This is a genomic window from Samsonia erythrinae, from assembly GCF_004342665.1.
GTDB classification, from domain to species: domain Bacteria; phylum Pseudomonadota; class Gammaproteobacteria; order Enterobacterales; family Enterobacteriaceae; genus Samsonia; species Samsonia erythrinae.
The window spans coordinates 63,849-80,100 of the sequence record NZ_SMBY01000009.1 but is presented as its reverse complement, the minus strand read 5'-3'; the positions used below and the strand labels follow the sequence as shown (position 1 = coordinate 80,100).

Below are 16,252 nucleotides of genomic sequence, written 5' to 3'. Positions count from 1 at the left end.
TGGTGATAATGATTATCGTTAGTGTTTTATTTATGGTAAGTTGCGTACCGGGGGATTTATCCCGCTGACTGACTTTTTTCTTACCAACATACCGGCTTTCCCACTATGTCTTTAGCTAACCGCACAACGTCTTCAGCCTATCGGTTGTTCAATTTACGCTTAGAAAGCAAGGCGTTGCTTTCGCCTTCACTCGTTCGCTGTGTCTTCACGGGCCCGGAAGTGCGCCAGATGAAACTGGACGCGCCGGATCAGCGCATCAAGCTGCTGTTTGCCAATGAGCACGGCGAACTGACGCCGATGGCCGTGAGCGACACCTGGTATCAGGATTATCTGGCGCTGCCGCGCGAGCGGCGTCCAATTCTGCGCACTTATACGCTGCGCCTCGTCTCACGCGAGTCACAGCAGGCGGCCATCGATTTTGTGCTGCACGGCGATACCGGGCCAGCCTCAAGCTGGGCAAGTCATGCCAAACCGGGGGATGCGCTACAGATTGTCGCCCCGAATGCGGACGCCGATGGCGACAGCGGCGGCTATGAATGGGCGCCGCACGATGGCGTTGAACAGGTGTTGCTGATCGCGGATGAAACGGCGCTGCCGGCGGCGATGGGGATCCTCGAACAGCTGGCGACCCAGCCTTCTCCGCCGTCGGTGCAGGCGTTTTTTGAAGTGCCGAAAATAGCCGACTGCGTGACTACCGCCGACTTTCCTTTTGCGCAGATTAACTGGTTGCCGCGTGAGGAAACCGGCAGCACGGTATGGGGCGAACGCCTGCTGGCGGCGGTGCGGCAGGCTGCGAAGATCCCCGCCAGCGCCTGTACCCACCGCGATGAAACCGTCGGGGAAATGCCGGAAGGCGAGCTACTGTGGGAACGCGCGACGGCACATCGTCCGTTTTACGGCTGGGCGGCGGGGGAATCGTCCGCCATCAAGCGGCTGCGTCGCTATCTGCTCGACGAGCGCCACCTTGATAAAGAAACGATCAATTTTATGGCTTACTGGTCGCATCGCTAAAAAACGTCGGGAGTCGCGGTCTGTTCACTAAAAAACAGACCGCTTGGGGATTAATGCGCCGGCCAGAAGGGTTCTCCTAGCGTCAGCATCAATCGGTTGGCCCATGAGAAGAAAGCGGCTGACTGCACCACATCGACGATCTCCAGCGTATCTAACCCCTGTTCCTGCAACTGCTTCAGGTCGTTTGCGTTGACCTGCGCGGGCGTGACGGAAAGGCGGGCAGAAAAATCGATAATCGCCTGCCAGCGCGGGCTTTGGCCGATGCCTAAATCACCGCCGGGAACGACATCCAGCAGCCGTTGCACGTCGTTGTCCTGCTTGGAGAGCTGGCTGGCTTTACGTGCATGTACTGAAGCGCAGTAGATGCAGCCATTGACCTTGCTGGTGACGGCGGCAATCAGTTCGCGTTCTTTGCGCGGCAGGCCGCCGGCGGTATAGAAAATCCCTTTATCTGTCAGCGTGCGCTGTTCCAGTACCGGAAGGTTGCGGGCGAGCAGACGGAAATAGTCGGAATCGGTGTGGCCGAAACGCGCCAGAATCGCCTGCTCATCCGCATTGAATGCGGCCAACGGTTTGGGGGCGAGCCACGGTTCCCAGCCCAACTCTGCCTGAGTGAACGCCTGCGGCGCAGACTTGCCGCTGTGCGTCTGCGGTTGAGTATGCCACTGACCCGCGACGGCGGCCTGCGAATGCGGCTGGCTGACGCGATGGCCGGCAATCAGGCGATAGCCCCGCAGCAAGCGACTTTGAAAATTCACAAACGCGATAAGCTGCGAGAGCGTCACGATATCGTCTGCCGACCAGCCCGCCTGCTCCAGCGCGTTGACGTGGGACGCCGAGGCTTGCACGGGCGTTTTCGTCAGCCGTTCAGCGTGATCCAGCGCGAGTTGTCGCGCTGGCGTCAGGGTGGGTTCCGGGAAGTCCGCCAATCGCTCGGCATAAAAACGCTGCAATTGCTCATCCTGCTGCCAGCCGCTGATTTTGGTCGCAAACCAGAAGCGCAGCGATAGCGGCAGTGTTGCATCGTCATGTGCGGCGGCGTTAAACAGCGCGTCGTAGCTGCCTTGCGTGTGGCGGGTTGCCGCCTCACGGGTTTTTCGCGCGGCGGCGAGAGCGGAATCCGGGCGGATTTCGGCCAGCGTATCCAGTACGTCAGGGGTGTGTAACGTGTTAGCGTGCGTCATGCAATCTCCTGCCCGATCGGGCTTGTTTGTTTGACGGCGGGCTTCCAGCCCAAAGCGGGAGCCACCTGTGTGGCGATCAGCTCAAGCGAGCGAAGAATCAGCGCGTGCGGCGGATCGATAGAGTGCACCTGAAACGTCACATCGGTCGCGCGTTCCAGCGAACTGTCCGCCTGAAGAGAGGCGATGACGTCCTGCACGGTGCCGACATGACTATCGAAGGAGGCGATCAGCGCCGCTACCGAGTCGTGAGGGATCGCGCGGAACGTGCCGGAACGGGCGGAAGAACGCGTCAGCCCTTTCTCCGCCAGACTCAGCGCTAATTGACGATCGTCAGCCACGAAAACGCTGCGCGAGCTGAGGATACGTGGTGCGACGCCCGCGGGCAGCGCGGCTAAGTAGGCGTCGATCATCGGGTTTTGCAGATCGGCGAGCGTGGCGTCTGGGAAGTGCTCCGGGCGCGGCTGGGTACGGGAGAGCATCAGACCATCGCCCGCTTTACCGGCTCGCTCCGCGCCTTCGATGGAAAATGTGGCCTGCCAGACGCGCTTATCCAAATGCGGAGCGGCGGGATAGAGCTGATTGCCGTCTTCGCTCAGGGCTTCTCCCCGCCAGGCCGCACGCAGCTTTGCCAGATGACGCCCGAGGATTTGCCCGCGCTGCGCGCTGTCATGACCGAATGCGGCAAAGGAGGACGGCGTGCCGCCGGAACCCACGCCGACTTCAAGCCTGCCGTTGCTGAGTAAATCGAGCACGGCGGTGTCTTCCGCTACGCGCAGTGGCTCCTCCATCGGCAGTGTAATCACACCGGTGCCGAGTTGGATGCGCTGAGTGCGGGCGGCGACCAGCGCCAGAAACACCAGCGGTGAAGGCAGCCCGCCTTCATCAGCGTGAAAGTGGTGCTGCGCAACCCAGGCGCTGTCGAAGCCTAATTGTTCGGCTTTGACGATCTGTTCCGTCGCCAGCCGATAGCGCTGCCGGGTGGATGTGTCATCCAGCAATCGCGTGAAAAATCCCAGCCGTTTCGTTGTCATTCTACAGTCCTTGGTTTAGTGCGAATTGTGAATTTGAGCGTGGTGCGAGCGGGCAAAAGCCGGGTGTTGCTGCCCGGGGATGGCCTCGATCAGTTCACGGGTGTAGCGATGTTCGGGCTGGGCGAAGATCTGCTCCACCGGGCCGGATTCAAGCTGCTTGCCGTGGTACAGCACGGACACGGTGTCGGCGATTTGGCGCACTACCGCCAAATCGTGCGAAATGAACAGGTATGTCAGCCCGAGCGATGCCTGTAGCTCGGTGAGCAAACGCAGGATCTGCGCCTGCACGGTGACATCCAGCGCGGAAACGGCCTCGTCCAGCACCAGCACCTGCGGTTCCAGTACCAGCGCGCGGGCGATGGCGACACGTTGGCGTTGGCCGCCGGACAGTTCACGCGGCTTGCGTGACAGAAGGGCTATCGGCAGGGCGACGCGCTCGAACATCTCATGAATTTTCCGCTCCCGCTGCACGGCGGTATGGCGATTAAAATTGCGCAGCGGTTCCTCGACGATGTCGTATAACCGCTGTGAGGGATCGAGTGAACCAAAGGGGTTTTGATAGACCAGCTGAATTTTCTGCCGGAACTGTCGTAGCGCTTCGCCTTTCAGGTGAGTGATATCGGTGCCGTCGATCAGAATGCGTCCGGCGCTGGGGTGATGAAACCCGAGCAGGCTGCGGGCCGTGGTGGTTTTGCCGGAGCCGGATTCGCCGACAATCGCATGCGTGGTGCCGCGTGCCACGCGGAAAGAGACGTCATCCACGGCACGAAAATGTTCCCCTTTTCGGCCCGACAGGGGAAAAGTCTGCACCAGATTTTCGACCGAGACGATGATATCGGACGCAGGACTGCGCGGTGGACGCGGGGTGGGGTTGAGCGACGGCACGTTTGCCAGCAGCGTGCGGGCATAGTGGCTTGAGGGCGCGCTGAGCACCTCAAGCGTTGGGCCTTGCTCCTGAATGTCGCCGTTCTGGAAAACCAACAGACGATCGGCTCGCTCGGCCGCTACGCCCAGATCGTGCGTGACAAACAGCACCGCCGTGCCGTTTTCGCGTCGCAGTTCATCGAGCAGGTCGAGAATGCGTTTCTGCACGGTGACATCCAGCGCGCTGGTGGGCTCATCGGCAATAATCAGCGCGGGTTTCAGCGCAATCGCAATGGCGATCAGGACGCGCTGTTTCATACCGCCGGACAGCTCATGTGGATACTGCTTCGCCCGTAATTCGGGCTGATTCAGGCCAACGCGTTCCAGCAGGGCCAGCGTTTTCTGACGCGTGGTCTGGCGATCTTCCCGCAGGTGAATCCGCAGAATCTCGTCCACCTGTTCGCCGATGGTCTGCACCGGATTCAGGGAACTGGTGGGATCCTGAGGGATCAGGCTTACCTGCGCGCCGCGCACGCTGTCCAGCCGCTTTTGCGACCAGCCGCTGATATCCACGCCGTTCAACCGGATAGCGCCGCGCGTTAACCTGCCGTTCTCAGCCAGCAAACCGATGACGGCCTGCGCGGTGGTGGTCTTGCCTGAACCGGATTCCCCCACCAGCGCCACCACTTCGCCGGGCTGAATGTGAAACGAGACGTTTTCGACGACGGTTTGCTCGCGATCGTCGCTGCGGTAGGCAATCGTCACGTTTTCCAGCGCCAGTACGGGCTCGGCGGCGCTGGCTTGTAAGCGGGCTGACAGGCTCATCGTTCCGTCCCCCTCATCGACTGGCTGATGCGGTTGGCGGACAGCACAACGAATACGACGACCAGACCGGGGAAGGTGGTGAGCCACCATGCGGTTGCGATGTAGTTGCGGCCTTCGGCTATCAGCAGGCCCCATTCCGGCGTGGGCGGCGGCGCGCCATAGCCGAGGAAACTCAGCGTGGAGATGGCCAGGATCGCGCTGCCGAATTGCAGGGCGGCGAAGGCGAAAACGGTGGTTAATGAATTCGGCAGAATGTGCCGCCACAGCACGCTGAAGAAGGTGCCGCCGCTGCCATAGGCGGCTTCGACATATTCGCTGTGGCGCACGCGCAGCACTTCTGAACGCACCAGACGGGTAAAACTGGCGACGGAGGTGACGCCCACGGCAATCGCGGCGTTAACTGTGCCGAATCCCAGCAGGATGATGACGCTCAGCGCCAGCAGCAGACCGGGGATGGCCAGCAGTACATCAATACTGCGCATCACGACGCTATCGAGCCAGCCGCCAATCGCGCCCGCCAATAGGCCAAACAGGCTGCCAAGGACCAGACCCAGCCCGACGGCGATAACGGCGCCGGAAAGCGAGTGCGCCGCGCCGTAAACGATACGCGCATAGAGGTCACGCCCCAGTTGGTCGGTGCCGAGCCAGTAGTCGGCGTCAGGCGCCAGCCGCTGCGCGCCCGCGATGCCTTCCGTCGGGCTGTAGCCGGTAAACCAGCCGGGAAACAGCGCCCAGAGCGCGACGGTCAGCATCACCAGCCAGGCCAGCGCCAGCCCCGGCTGAAAGGCGTAGCGGCGCAGAGAGCGTCGTTTGCGCAGAAGAGGAAAGGTGATTTTTTCCAACGGTAACGTAGTCATAACGTGGCTCCTGGCGTTCTTTTCAGGCGCGGATCGAGAAGGGGATAGAGCAGATCGACAGCGAGATTGACGACAACAAAGGCGGCGGCGGAAATCAGCACGATGGCTTGCAACACGCTGCTGTCCTGAGAGTTCACGGCTTCCTGCGTCAGCTGGCCGAGTCCATTGCGGCCAAATACGGTTTCGGTAATCAGCGCCCCGGCAATCAGTTCCCCGAACAGCAGGCCGGCGATGGTCAGCGTGGGCAGCATGGCGTTACGGGCGATATGCCGCCAGAGCACGCCGATGCGGCTGGCCCCTTTCGCACGGGCGACGGCGACAAACGGTTGGGTTTGCACCTGATCGATGCTGCGCATCAGCACCTGAGCAAGCGGAGCGGAGATCGGCAGCGCCAGTGTGAGCACCGGTAAAATCAGCCCTTCCCATTCACCGGGGTTAATCACCGGAATCAGCCCCAGACGGAAAGAGAAAATCTGAATCAGTACGATGCCGAGCCAAAAGGTCGGCACGGAAATAAACAGCGCTGGCAGTGATTGCAACGCGTTTCGCAGCCACCTAAACGGCATGAGCGTCGATAAAAACGCGAGAGCAAACGCCAGCGCCCCGGCGGCAATAAAACCCAGCACCGCGAGCAGCAGCGTAGGTGGCAAATTCGCCGCGATCAGTTCGGTCACCGGCACGCCAGCCTGAAGAGAGAGGCCGAGATCGCCGCGCAGTATCTGGCCTATTGCATGGAAGTATTGCGTGATTACCGGCGTATCGGCGCCGTAGGCCAGACGCAGCTGTGCGATCTGCTCGGCGCTCAGGCCGAGCTCCGGGTTTTGGAACTTGATCAGTACGGCATCGCCCGGCATTGCCTGAAGCAGGATAAACGACAGGGTAAATGCCGCCCACAGGACGAGCAGCGCCTGACCGATGCGGAGTGCCAGATATCGGTTCATGATGATCTCCTCACGCTAGCTTTAACGCTTCGTTACTTATCCAGCCAGGTGTTGTAAAAGCTGGGGCGCCCAACGGCTTCAAACGCGATGCCTTTGGTCGTGGGGGCGCCGGCAAACACCTGCGGCTCTTCAAAAATAGGAATGACGTAGGCTTGATCGATCAGGTAGTTCTGTACCTCTCCGACCAGCGCCAGCCGCTTGCTGCGGTCGGTTTCAGCGGCGATGCCATCCAGCAGCGCATTCAGATGCGGATCAACAAAATCCTTCACCTTGTCGCTGGATCCGCCTTTTTGCAGCAGGACGTTACGTAGCGTCGGATAATACTGGCTTTTCAGCACGTCCGGGTCGGCGCGGCCGACCATCGCCGGCGCCACGCCGGTTTTCAGTGGATCGAGGCTATCCACGGTTTTGCTGCCCGCATCGCCCGCCAGCACGTTCAGCTTCACGCCGACTTTGGCCCACTGTTGAGAGACCAACTGTAAGGTTTCTTTGTTCTGCGGCTGCGGCAGCGATTCATACGCGGTCAGCGCCAGCGTTTTGCCGTCCTTTTGCCGTAATCCCTGCGAACCGGTTTTCCAACCCGCTTCATCTAACAGCCGGTTGGCCTGAGCGGGATCGAAGGTAAGCTTACTGGAGAGGTCGACATAGCCAGCGGCGGTTTTCGCCAGCGGGGAGGTGGCCTGCGGGTAGTTTGCAGAGAACAACGTCTCAACAATCTCTTTGGTGTTGGTGGCGTGCAGCAGTGCTTTGCGCACGCGGATATCGGCAACCAGTGGATTATCCGGACGAAAAACGATGCTGTTATTCACGCCTCGTGTGGGTGGGGCATAAAGATTGAAACCCTGAGCTTGCACCCGTTTTTCATCATAGGCCTGGATCTGACGAATGAAATCCGCCTGACCGGAGAGCAATGCGCCAATACGCACGCTGTCTTCCGGGGTGACCAGATAGGTAATGCCATCCAGATAGGCGCGCCCCTGATGCTTCGATTTCACCGGCGCCCAGTTGTAATCTTTACGGGCAGTCAGTTTTAGCTCTCGCCCCAGCTTCTCGCTGCTGACCACGAACGGCCCGGAGCCAATAATGTTTTTGGCATTACCGAGCTGATTGAAATTGCGCCCAAGCGTACTGAGAGACACCAGACCGGAACCGATCGCCGAAGTGCCTTGCAGGAAGCCCGGCGACGGTTTTTTAAAGTAAAACGTGACCGTGAGCGGATCGACGACTTCACTGCGCAGGTAGTTATTGATGACCTCTGAAACCGGTTGGTTGAGCGCCGTATTGCCTAAACCGTAAGTATCGAAATTTTTTGCTACCGCGTTGGCATCCAGCGGCGTGCCGTCAGAGAAGGTGATACCGGGGCGGATCCTGAACGTATATTCGGTGTTATCCGCATTGATGGTCCAGGATTCGGCAACCCACGGTTCGATCTCCAGCGTTTCCGGGTTCTGGTAGGTCAGCTTATCGGTGATCTGGTTGAGAATACCGCCGTTCGGGTAAAACCCGCCTGCGGGGGTATAGAGATTGGTGTGCGCCTGCTGTTCCAGATAAACCAGCGTACCGCCGATTTTCGGCGTGTCGTTCGCGGCCTGTGCGCTCAGCGCACCGCCCAGAAGGAGCAGTGAGGCAAAAATAGTGAGTTTCTGATGAGGATGCAAAAAAGTCGCCACGATGGTTGTTCCTACAGGTAATGGTTTTTATGAATATTCTGTTTTGTCAGGTGAATCGGCGTATCGATTACGTCCTGAAACGGGGAATACAGCGAGGGGACGTTACCGTTCGTTACCGCCGATACTTCCATAGGCGGTGGGAAACAGCAAAGAACAAAACCGGCATTGGTTATCCAGTTTTCAGGTGGGAAAAGCGCGGTTTTTTGCGGGAAATCGCCACGTTTTGCGTGTGATGGCGTGTTTATCGCGTAAACGGGGGCAGCGCTGCGAAAGCATCATCGCAGCGCTAAGGTTGCCTGAGGACTATTGCAAAACCTGCGGATTCACGCAGTTTTCTTTGACCTGACCACTCAGGGCGGCGACCAGGTTGTCGACCGCGCAGGCGGCCATGCCGTAACGGGTTTCGTGCGTGGCGGAACCAATATGAGGCAGCGCCACCACGTTGGGTAAATCCAGCAGCGGGGAATCGACGGGTAACGGCTCTTTGACAAACACATCCAGACCTGCGCCCTGTATCGTCCCTTTTACTAATGCTTCCGTCAGCGCGTCTTCATCCACGACGGCGCCACGACCGATATTGATCAAAATGGCGCTGGATTTCATTTTTGCCAGCTGTTCGCGCCCGATCAGACGATGGGTTTCCGCCGTGAGCGGCAGGGTGATGCAGAGGAAATCAGACTCGGCCAATAGCGTATCGAGATCGCAATAGCGGGCATTAAAGCGCTCTTCCGCTTCGGCGTGCTGGCGGCGCGCGTTATACAGAACCGGCATGCTGAAACCAAAGTGCGCGCGTTGTGCGACGGCCAGACCGATGCGACCCATCCCCAGAATGCCGATGGTTTTGTGGTGAACGTCTGTACCAAACCAATCGCTGTCAACGCCACCTTTCCATTCGCCTGCTTTAACGCGTTCGGCGACTTCCACAACCCGACGCGCGCTGGCCAGCATCAGTGCCAGAACCGTATCCGCCACGGTTTCCGTCAGCACGGTGGGGGTGTGCATCAGGAGCACTTTCCTTTCGTTCAATGCGTTAACGTCAAAGTTGTCGTAACCAACAGAAATGGTGGAAGCCGCACGCAAACGCGGTGCGTGTTGCAGGAAGTCTTTATCGACTTTACCACCGGAACCCAAAATGCCCTCAGCCGTTGCCAGAGCCGGATGGTCAACAGAAGGAAAGTCATCAAGTTCAGTAACGACAAAGTGTCGGTCTAAACGAGCGCGTAAGTCGTCAGGGATTTTTTTGTATAAGATCACGCTAGGTTTCATCACAAACTCCAGCAAGTTGAGGGAATGAATGTCGAAATCGCTTATCGAATCATCGCGTAGGCGGCGGGAGACCGCAAGCGATACCGTCCCCGCATTTGCACAAGGTTAATGGTGATTAATGGGGTATTTGCACGATGGCTGTGATGAGCGATGGCTCGGAACCGCGCTTAAAACGTACATCCGGGTGCGGCCCACTGCATGATCAAAGTCGTAGCCTGAGTATCCTGATTGAGATTTTCCTCTACGGCGACAAAACCCTGCTTATGGTAGAACCGGCAGGCGCGTGTATTCTGCTGATACACTTCCAGACTGAGTAAGGGGAACTGCACCTGAACATGCTGGATCAGCGCTTTGCCAATCTGCTTTCCATAATAGGCTTGCTCCACAAACAGCGCGCCGATAAAGCGTTTTTCCAGCACGCTGATAAAGCCGATAAGGCGTTTTTGTTCTTCATAAACCCAGGTTTGCGACCGGGGGATATAGACATCACGCACCTCCGCTTCACTTTCCCGCCAGTAATCTTCACGAATAAAGGGATGCGCCAGAATGGTGCTCTTTAGCCAGAGGTGCATCAGCGGCGCAAGATCGCGGCTGCGATAAGGGCGGATCATGGCATGCTTTCCTGATGGCAAAAGCAGTCGGTGACGTGGTCGTTGACCAGTCCGCCCGCCTGCATGAAGGCATAACAGATGGTTGAACCGATAAATTTGAAGCCGCGTTTTTTCAGCGCTTTTGCCATGGCATCCGAAATGTCCGTTTTGGCTGGAACCTCTGCGAGCGAGGCGGGATGATTGAGAAGCGGCTGGTGTCCGACAAAAGACCAGATGAAATGCGAGAAGGGCTCTCCCTGATTTTCCATCGCCACCCACGCTTTGGCATTGGCGATAATCGCCTCGATTTTCCCGCGATGGCGGATAATGCCGCTATCCTGCATCAGCCGCTCTACGTCATCCTGAGTCATTTGCGCCACTTGCACAGGATTGAACTGATGGAAGCAACGACGATAGTGCTCGCGTTTTTTCAGAACGGTGATCCAGGAAAGACCGGCCTGTTGGCCCTCCAGACACAGTAACTCAAACAGCTTCTGGCTATCGGTACAGGGTTTTCCCCACTCGTTATCGTGGTAATCCTGATATAAGGTGTCTTGTGTAACCCAGCCGCAGCGTCGCATTCCTTTCTCCTCAATTCAGGGGAATGACAAGGTAATGCGATAATCGCATTCATAGTGCTGTATAGGCAACCAGTGTTTTGCGGGCGAGCTCTCAGATATGAACGGTTGTTTGCGGATGGGGCGGAAAATCGTCGTGGAATTGTGAATAATGTTTTGCCGGCAGCCTTGGCTGTCCACGATCAAAAATAATGAACAAGGGGTACAGGGAATGGCAGCAGAGTGGATTGCAGCCTATCTGGCACTGGGTGCCGTGGTAGGCTTTATGGCGGGGTTATTGGGGATTGGCGGCGGGGGAATTATGGTGCCGGTGTTGACGGCGCTGTTTGCCGCGCAGGGCGTAGATAACGCGCATCTGGTGCATCTGGCGTTGGGGACATCAATGGCGGCCATCGTCATCACGGCGATTTCCAGCCTGCGAACTCACCATCAACATCAGGCGGTGCTCTGGCCCGTCGTGGTGAGAATTACGCCCGCCATTCTGATCGGGACATTCGCGGCCACCTGGCTGGCGACGCTGTTGCCGACGCGAGCGCTGGCAATCTTTTTTTCTTGCTTTATGGCCTACGTTTCGCTGCAAATGGTGCTGAATATCAAACCGAAACCGCAGCGTCACTTGCCCGGTACGGCGGGCGTTTCGCTGGCGGGACTGGTGATCGGCGGCATTTCGGCGCTGGTGGCCATCGGCGGCGGGTCGCTCACCGTGCCGTTTCTGACGTGGTGTAACGTTCGCATCCAGCAGGCGATTGGTACGTCGGCGGCGGTGGGATTACCGATTGCCCTTTCCGGTGCGCTGGGCTACATGATCAACGGCTGGTCGGCGGCGGGGTTGCCTGACTACAGCGTGGGATATGTTTCTCTGCCCGCCGTGCTCCTGATTTCCATCGTCAGCTTTTTTACCGCGCCTGTCGGCGCGCGTCTGGCACATCGCCTGCCGGTCGCCACGCTGAAAAAAGCCTTTGCTGCGCTGCTGTTGCTGCTGAGTCTGAAGATGTTGCAGACCGTTTTTTCAGGCTGATTTTGAAATTTGAAAGATGATGATGGGGATTTGCACTTGTTGCCGCATTCTGGCTGTATATCTTGCGGTCAGAGGGTATACTGGCGCATTCCTTATAAATCCACTTGTATCGTGCGCGAATTCAACATGCAAAAGTTTGATACCAAGACCTTCCAGGGCCTGATCCTGACATTACAGGATTATTGGGCGCGTCAGGGCTGCACCATTGTTCAACCATTGGACATGGAAGTCGGCGCAGGCACTTCACACCCGATGACCTGCCTGCGGGCGCTGGGGCCAGAACCGATGGCCACCGCCTATGTGCAGCCGTCCCGACGTCCGACGGATGGGCGCTACGGCGAAAACCCTAACCGCTTACAGCACTACTATCAGTTTCAGGTCGTCATTAAGCCATCACCGGACAATATTCAGGAGCTGTATCTCGGCTCGCTGAAAGCGCTGGGCATGGACCCGACCATTCACGATATCCGCTTCGTCGAAGATAACTGGGAAAACCCGACGCTGGGCGCCTGGGGGCTGGGTTGGGAAGTCTGGTTAAACGGTATGGAAGTCACGCAGTTTACCTACTTCCAGCAGGTGGGCGGTCTGGAGTGTAAGCCTGTCACGGGAGAGATCACTTACGGTCTGGAACGTCTGGCGATGTATATTCAGGGCGTCGACAGCGTGTACGATCTGGTCTGGAGCGATGGCCCGCTGGGTAAAACCACCTATGGCGATGTGTTCCATCAAAACGAAGTCGAACAGTCGACCTATAACTTTGAGTATGCTGACGTCGACTTCCTGTTCAGCTGTTTCGAGCAATATGAGAAAGAGGCGCAGCACCTGCTGGCGCTGGAAAAACCGCTGCCTTTGCCCGCTTATGAACGCATTCTGAAAGCGGCGCATAGCTTTAACCTGTTGGATGCGCGTAAAGCGATCTCGGTGACCGAGCGCCAGCGTTACATTCTGCGTATCCGTACCCTGACCAAAGCGGTTGCGGAAGCCTATTATGCCTCGCGTGAGGCGCTGGGCTTCCCGATGTGTAATAAGAAAGAGAGCTAAGAGGCAGCCATGACTGACAAGACTTTTCTGGTGGAAATCGGCACGGAAGAGCTGCCGCCGAAGGCTCTCCGTAATCTGGCAGAATCCTTTGCCGCCAATTTCACGGCGGAATTGGATGCCGCCAATCTGGCGCACGGTGAGGTGAGCTGGTTTGCCGCGCCGCGTCGTCTGGCGCTGAAAGTGGCAAGGTTAAGCGCTTCCCAGCCCGATCGTGAAGTGGAAAAACGCGGCCCGGCGATTGCTCAGGCGTTTGATGCCGACGGCAAGCCGACCAAAGCGGCAGAAGGCTGGGCGCGTGGCTGCGGCATTACCGTTGAACAGGCCGAGCGTTTGACGACGGACAAAGGCGAGTGGCTACTGTACCGTGCTCACGTCAAAGGCGAACAGGCGCAGGCGCTGCTGGCGGGTATGGTAAGCACCGCATTATCAAAGCTGCCGATCCCAAAACTGATGCGCTGGAGCGATAAAGAAACCCAGTTCGTCCGTCCGGTGCATACCGTCACCTTGCTGCTGGGTGAGGAACTGATCCCCGGTCAGGTATTGGGCATCAATTCCGCGCGCACGATCCGCGGTCACCGTTTTATGGGCGAGGCTGAATTCACGATCGATAACGCTGACCAGTATCCGCATATTCTGCTGGAACGCGGTAAAGTCGTCGCCGACTATGAGGCGCGTAAAGCCAAGATCAAAGCCGATGCGGAAAGCGCCGCGCGCCAGATTGGCGGCAAGGCCGATCTGAGCGACAGCCTGCTGGAGGAAGTCACCTCGCTGGTGGAATGGCCGGTCGTGCTGACCGCAAAGTTTGAAGAAAAATTCCTTGCGGTGCCGTCCGAAGCGCTGGTTTACACCATGAAAGGTGACCAGAAGTATTTCCCGGTTTACGACAACAGCGGCAATTTGCTGCCGAACTTCATCTTTGTTGCCAATATCGAATCCAAGGATCCACAGCAGATTATTTCCGGTAACGAAAAAGTGGTGCGTCCGCGTCTGGCTGACGCCGAATTTTTCTTCAATACCGACCGCAAGAAACGTCTGGAAGATCACCTGCCGCGTCTGGAAACCGTTCTGTTCCAGCAGCAGTTGGGGACGCTGCGTGATAAAACCGACCGTATTCAGGCGCTGGCCGGCTGGGTTGCCAGTCAGATTGGCGCGGATGTGAATCACGCGACGCGTGCCGGTCTGTTGTCCAAATGCGACCTGATGACCAACATGGTGTTCGAGTTCACCGACACGCAGGGCGTGATGGGGATGCACTATGCGCGTCACGACGGCGAAGCGGAAGATGTCGCCGTTGCACTGAATGAGCAGTATCAGCCGCGCTTTGCGGGTGACGAATTGCCGTCTTCTGCGGTGGCTTGCGCGCTGGCGATTGCCGACAAGATGGATACGCTGGCAGGGATTTTCGGTATCGGTCAACATCCGAAAGGCGACAAAGACCCGTTTGCATTGCGCCGCGCCGCGCTCGGCGTGCTGCGTATTATCGTTGAAAAACGCCTGCCGCTGGATTTGCAGACGCTGACCAGCGAGGCCGTGCGTTTGTATGGCACTAAGCTGACTAACGCCAATGTTGTGGATGACGTGATTGAGTTTATGCTTGGTCGCTTCCGCGCCTGGTATCAGGAAGAAGGCCATAGTGTGGATACCATTCAGGCGGTCTTGGCGCGTCGTCCGACGCGTCCGGCAGATTTCGATGCCCGGGTGAAGGCGGTGAGTCATTTCCGTTCGCTGGACGCGGCGTCGGCACTGGCGGCGGCAAACAAGCGCGTTTCCAACATTCTGGCGAAATCCAATGATACGCTGAACGAGAGCGTCGACGCTGCCGTATTGAAAGATGCGGCGGAAATTACGCTGGCGACACACCTTGTCGTGCTGCGTGACAAGCTGACGCCGCTGTTTGCCGAAGGTCGCTATCAGGAAGCGCTGGTTGAGCTGGCCTCACTGCGCGAGCCGGTTGATGCGTTCTTCGATCAGGTGATGGTGATGGCGGAAGATGAGCAGGTGCGAGTGAACCGTCTGACGCTGCTGAGCCAACTGCGTGAGCTGTTCTTGCAGGTTGCGGATATTTCCGTTCTGCAATAACGGCAAGGGCATAATTGTTATCTCCGCCCCCGGCAGGGTTCCCCTGTTCGGGGGCGTTTCTTTTCATATGAAGCGACGTCTATCGGCGGTGACGTTGGGTCATGGCCCGACGCACGCCTGTGGCCTTCGGCTACGCGTTCTACTCGCGCTGCGCGTATGAAGTCTGCCAAAAACGCGTGTACATGGCGCAATGGCGATCCCCTGCAAAACCTGTTGTCAAATATGGCCTTTTTCTGCACAGCCAGCCTTCATCGACTATGCTTATGGCGTAGAAAATTTTGTTATGGAATCCATCGCCAGCCTGCGTTTATCCGTGTAAGGCGCCGCTGGTGAGGCCGTGAGTATAACAGGGGTAGGGAATGAGAAGGTTGATGACGTATCGTTCACGCTGGCTGTGGCCAGTTCTGATGATTCTGGCGGCATTGCAGCTTGCAGCCTGTGGCGACAGTGAGGCTGAGCAACGTAAGGCATTTGTTGCGTTCCTGCAAAGCGCGCAATCGCAGCAGGATGGGCAACTACCGGCGTTGACGGAAGAACAGAAGAAGAATTTTGGTCATTTTGCTAACGATTACGCAATTCTGACGACATTTTCTCAGCAGTTTAATCAGGCGGTATCAGGCAGCCTGACGCCGATGCTGGGGCAAATATCCCGGATTCGCGTGCCTGAAGATTATCTGGGGCAGCGTGAAGCACTGAGGCAATCACTCGGAACCCTGAGCCTGTTGGCGCAGCATGTTCAGACGGCGAAAGCGCAGGCTGATAATGCCCACCGCAAGTTAAAACAACCGGAAGAGGTGCAAGTCCCTTATGAACGGTTATACGCACGCACGGTAATCCAACCGACTAACGCGCTGTTACCGGCAATTCCCAATGCTACGTCATTTGCGCAAAACCTGATTCAGGTCGGGGATTTCCTGCATGCTCAGGGAGATCAGGTCATATTTAACGGTGCGTCGGTGCAATTCCGTACGCCACAGCAGGTACAGCAATATAACAATATGGTGGCTGCGCTGCCGGTTCAGCAGCAAAATCTGATGAATGCGCTCAGAGGCGTCAATGGCGTGGGGTATCCCTAAACCTGCAATTCACGCCTCGATAAACAGGAAATTGAGCAGTGTCATTCGAGGCAAACGGTGAGAAAGGAAAATAAATTGTGACTTTCGTCACACATATAAAACAAAGTGTGATTAATGAAATGTGATATGTATCACAAGAATTTTGCGTTGCTCGCCTGAAAATTGGTTTGTTTTTTCATTTTAAACCATTTTTTGTGAATTAAATCACCTATTTGTCTTGT

14 protein-coding genes are annotated in these 16,252 nt (G+C 57.4%); 5 read left to right on the top strand and 9 right to left on the bottom strand.

What is annotated here, in order from left to right:
- Positions 1-105: 105 nt before the first annotated feature.
- Positions 106-1,011, top strand: coding sequence for a siderophore-interacting protein (locus EDC54_RS13840; RefSeq protein ID WP_132457415.1), 906 nt, complete (start codon positions 106-108; stop codon positions 1,009-1,011).
- Between the two features lie 50 nt (positions 1,012-1,061).
- On the opposite strand, the gene EDC54_RS13835 is transcribed toward EDC54_RS13840, so the two are convergent.
- The 9 genes from EDC54_RS13835 to EDC54_RS13795 form a co-directional block, all read right to left on the bottom strand.
- On the bottom strand, positions 1,062-2,195 hold the full coding sequence (locus EDC54_RS13835) for an alkylhydroperoxidase domain protein (protein ID WP_132457412.1): 1,134 nt from the start codon (positions 2,193-2,195) through the stop codon (positions 1,062-1,064).
- The gene (locus EDC54_RS13830; RefSeq protein WP_132457409.1) at positions 2,192-3,226 is read right to left on the bottom strand and encodes a putative FMN-dependent luciferase-like monooxygenase; all 1,035 of its coding nucleotides are present in this window, start codon (positions 3,224-3,226) and stop codon (positions 2,192-2,194) included. The genes EDC54_RS13835 and EDC54_RS13830 overlap by 4 nt, the downstream gene beginning before the upstream one ends.
- A 15-nt stretch (positions 3,227-3,241) precedes the next feature.
- Positions 3,242-4,915 (bottom strand): dipeptide ABC transporter ATP-binding protein, encoded by a 1,674-nt coding sequence (locus EDC54_RS13825; RefSeq protein WP_132457406.1) that lies wholly within the window; start codon positions 4,913-4,915, stop codon positions 3,242-3,244.
- Positions 4,912-5,772 carry an ABC transporter permease gene (locus tag EDC54_RS13820; protein ID WP_132457403.1) on the bottom strand — a complete coding sequence of 287 codons (861 nt, stop codon included), beginning with the start codon at positions 5,770-5,772 and terminating at the stop codon, positions 4,912-4,914. The genes EDC54_RS13825 and EDC54_RS13820 overlap by 4 nt, the downstream gene beginning before the upstream one ends.
- A complete protein-coding gene (locus EDC54_RS13815; protein ID WP_132457400.1) occupies positions 5,769-6,713 on the bottom strand; it encodes an ABC transporter permease in 945 nt (314 codons plus the stop codon). The genes EDC54_RS13820 and EDC54_RS13815 overlap by 4 nt, the downstream gene beginning before the upstream one ends.
- 32 nt (positions 6,714-6,745) lie before the next feature.
- Positions 6,746-8,383: a TIGR04028 family ABC transporter substrate-binding protein gene (locus EDC54_RS13810; protein ID WP_132457397.1), complete on the bottom strand. Its 1,638-nt coding sequence runs from the start codon at positions 8,381-8,383 to the stop codon at positions 6,746-6,748.
- A gap of 303 nt (positions 8,384-8,686) precedes the next feature.
- Positions 8,687-9,649: a glyoxylate/hydroxypyruvate reductase GhrB gene (gene ghrB, locus EDC54_RS13805; protein WP_132457394.1), complete on the bottom strand. Its 963-nt coding sequence runs from the start codon at positions 9,647-9,649 to the stop codon at positions 8,687-8,689.
- 167 nt (positions 9,650-9,816) lie between these two features.
- Entirely contained in the window at positions 9,817-10,260 is a 444-nt protein-coding gene (locus EDC54_RS13800; protein WP_132457391.1) for an N-acetyltransferase, read from the bottom strand.
- Positions 10,257-10,820, bottom strand: a complete 564-nt coding sequence (locus EDC54_RS13795) for a DNA-3-methyladenine glycosylase I (protein ID WP_132457388.1) — start codon at positions 10,818-10,820, stop codon at positions 10,257-10,259. The genes EDC54_RS13800 and EDC54_RS13795 overlap by 4 nt, the downstream gene beginning before the upstream one ends.
- Positions 10,821-11,028: 208 nt before the next feature.
- On the opposite strand from EDC54_RS13795, the gene EDC54_RS13790 reads away from it, so the two are divergent.
- The 4 genes from EDC54_RS13790 (at position 11,029) to EDC54_RS13775 (ending at position 16,031) form a co-directional block, all read left to right on the top strand.
- Positions 11,029-11,835: a sulfite exporter TauE/SafE family protein gene (locus EDC54_RS13790; protein WP_132457385.1), complete on the top strand. Its 807-nt coding sequence runs from the start codon at positions 11,029-11,031 to the stop codon at positions 11,833-11,835.
- Positions 11,836-11,961: 126 nt separating this feature from the next.
- The gene (gene glyQ / locus EDC54_RS13785) at positions 11,962-12,876 is read left to right on the top strand and encodes a glycine--tRNA ligase subunit alpha (RefSeq protein WP_132457382.1); all 915 of its coding nucleotides are present in this window, start codon (positions 11,962-11,964) and stop codon (positions 12,874-12,876) included.
- A gap of 9 nt (positions 12,877-12,885) precedes the next feature.
- Positions 12,886-14,955 carry a glycine--tRNA ligase subunit beta gene (gene glyS, locus EDC54_RS13780; protein WP_132457379.1) on the top strand — a complete coding sequence of 690 codons (2,070 nt, stop codon included), beginning with the start codon at positions 12,886-12,888 and terminating at the stop codon, positions 14,953-14,955.
- 371 nt (positions 14,956-15,326) lie between these two features.
- Entirely contained in the window at positions 15,327-16,031 is a 705-nt protein-coding gene (locus EDC54_RS13775) for a DUF3053 domain-containing protein (RefSeq protein ID WP_132457376.1), read from the top strand.
- Positions 16,032-16,252: the final 221 nt, after the last annotated feature.

Excerpts from the sequence above, each read along its gene's own strand:
- EDC54_RS13840 (WP_132457415.1), top strand. The coding sequence starts at position 106 with ATGTCTTTAGCTAACCGCACAACGTCTTCAGCCTATCGGTTGTTCAAT.
- EDC54_RS13835 (WP_132457412.1), bottom strand. The coding sequence starts at position 2,195 with ATGACGCACGCTAACACGTTACACACCCCTGACGTACTGGATACGCTG.
- EDC54_RS13830 (WP_132457409.1), bottom strand. The coding sequence starts at position 3,226 with ATGACAACGAAACGGCTGGGATTTTTCACGCGATTGCTGGATGACACA.
- EDC54_RS13825 (WP_132457406.1), bottom strand. The coding sequence starts at position 4,915 with ATGAGCCTGTCAGCCCGCTTACAAGCCAGCGCCGCCGAGCCCGTACTG.
- EDC54_RS13820 (WP_132457403.1), bottom strand. The coding sequence starts at position 5,772 with ATGACTACGTTACCGTTGGAAAAAATCACCTTTCCTCTTCTGCGCAAA.
- EDC54_RS13815 (WP_132457400.1), bottom strand. The coding sequence starts at position 6,713 with ATGAACCGATATCTGGCACTCCGCATCGGTCAGGCGCTGCTCGTCCTG.
- ghrB (WP_132457394.1), bottom strand. The coding sequence starts at position 9,649 with ATGAAACCTAGCGTGATCTTATACAAAAAAATCCCTGACGACTTACGC.
- EDC54_RS13800 (WP_132457391.1), bottom strand. The coding sequence starts at position 10,260 with ATGATCCGCCCTTATCGCAGCCGCGATCTTGCGCCGCTGATGCACCTC.
- EDC54_RS13795 (WP_132457388.1), bottom strand. The coding sequence starts at position 10,820 with ATGCGACGCTGCGGCTGGGTTACACAAGACACCTTATATCAGGATTAC.
- EDC54_RS13790 (WP_132457385.1), top strand. The coding sequence starts at position 11,029 with ATGGCAGCAGAGTGGATTGCAGCCTATCTGGCACTGGGTGCCGTGGTA.
- glyQ (WP_132457382.1), top strand. The coding sequence starts at position 11,962 with ATGCAAAAGTTTGATACCAAGACCTTCCAGGGCCTGATCCTGACATTA.
- glyS (WP_132457379.1), top strand. The coding sequence starts at position 12,886 with ATGACTGACAAGACTTTTCTGGTGGAAATCGGCACGGAAGAGCTGCCG.
- EDC54_RS13775 (WP_132457376.1), top strand. The coding sequence starts at position 15,327 with ATGACGTATCGTTCACGCTGGCTGTGGCCAGTTCTGATGATTCTGGCG.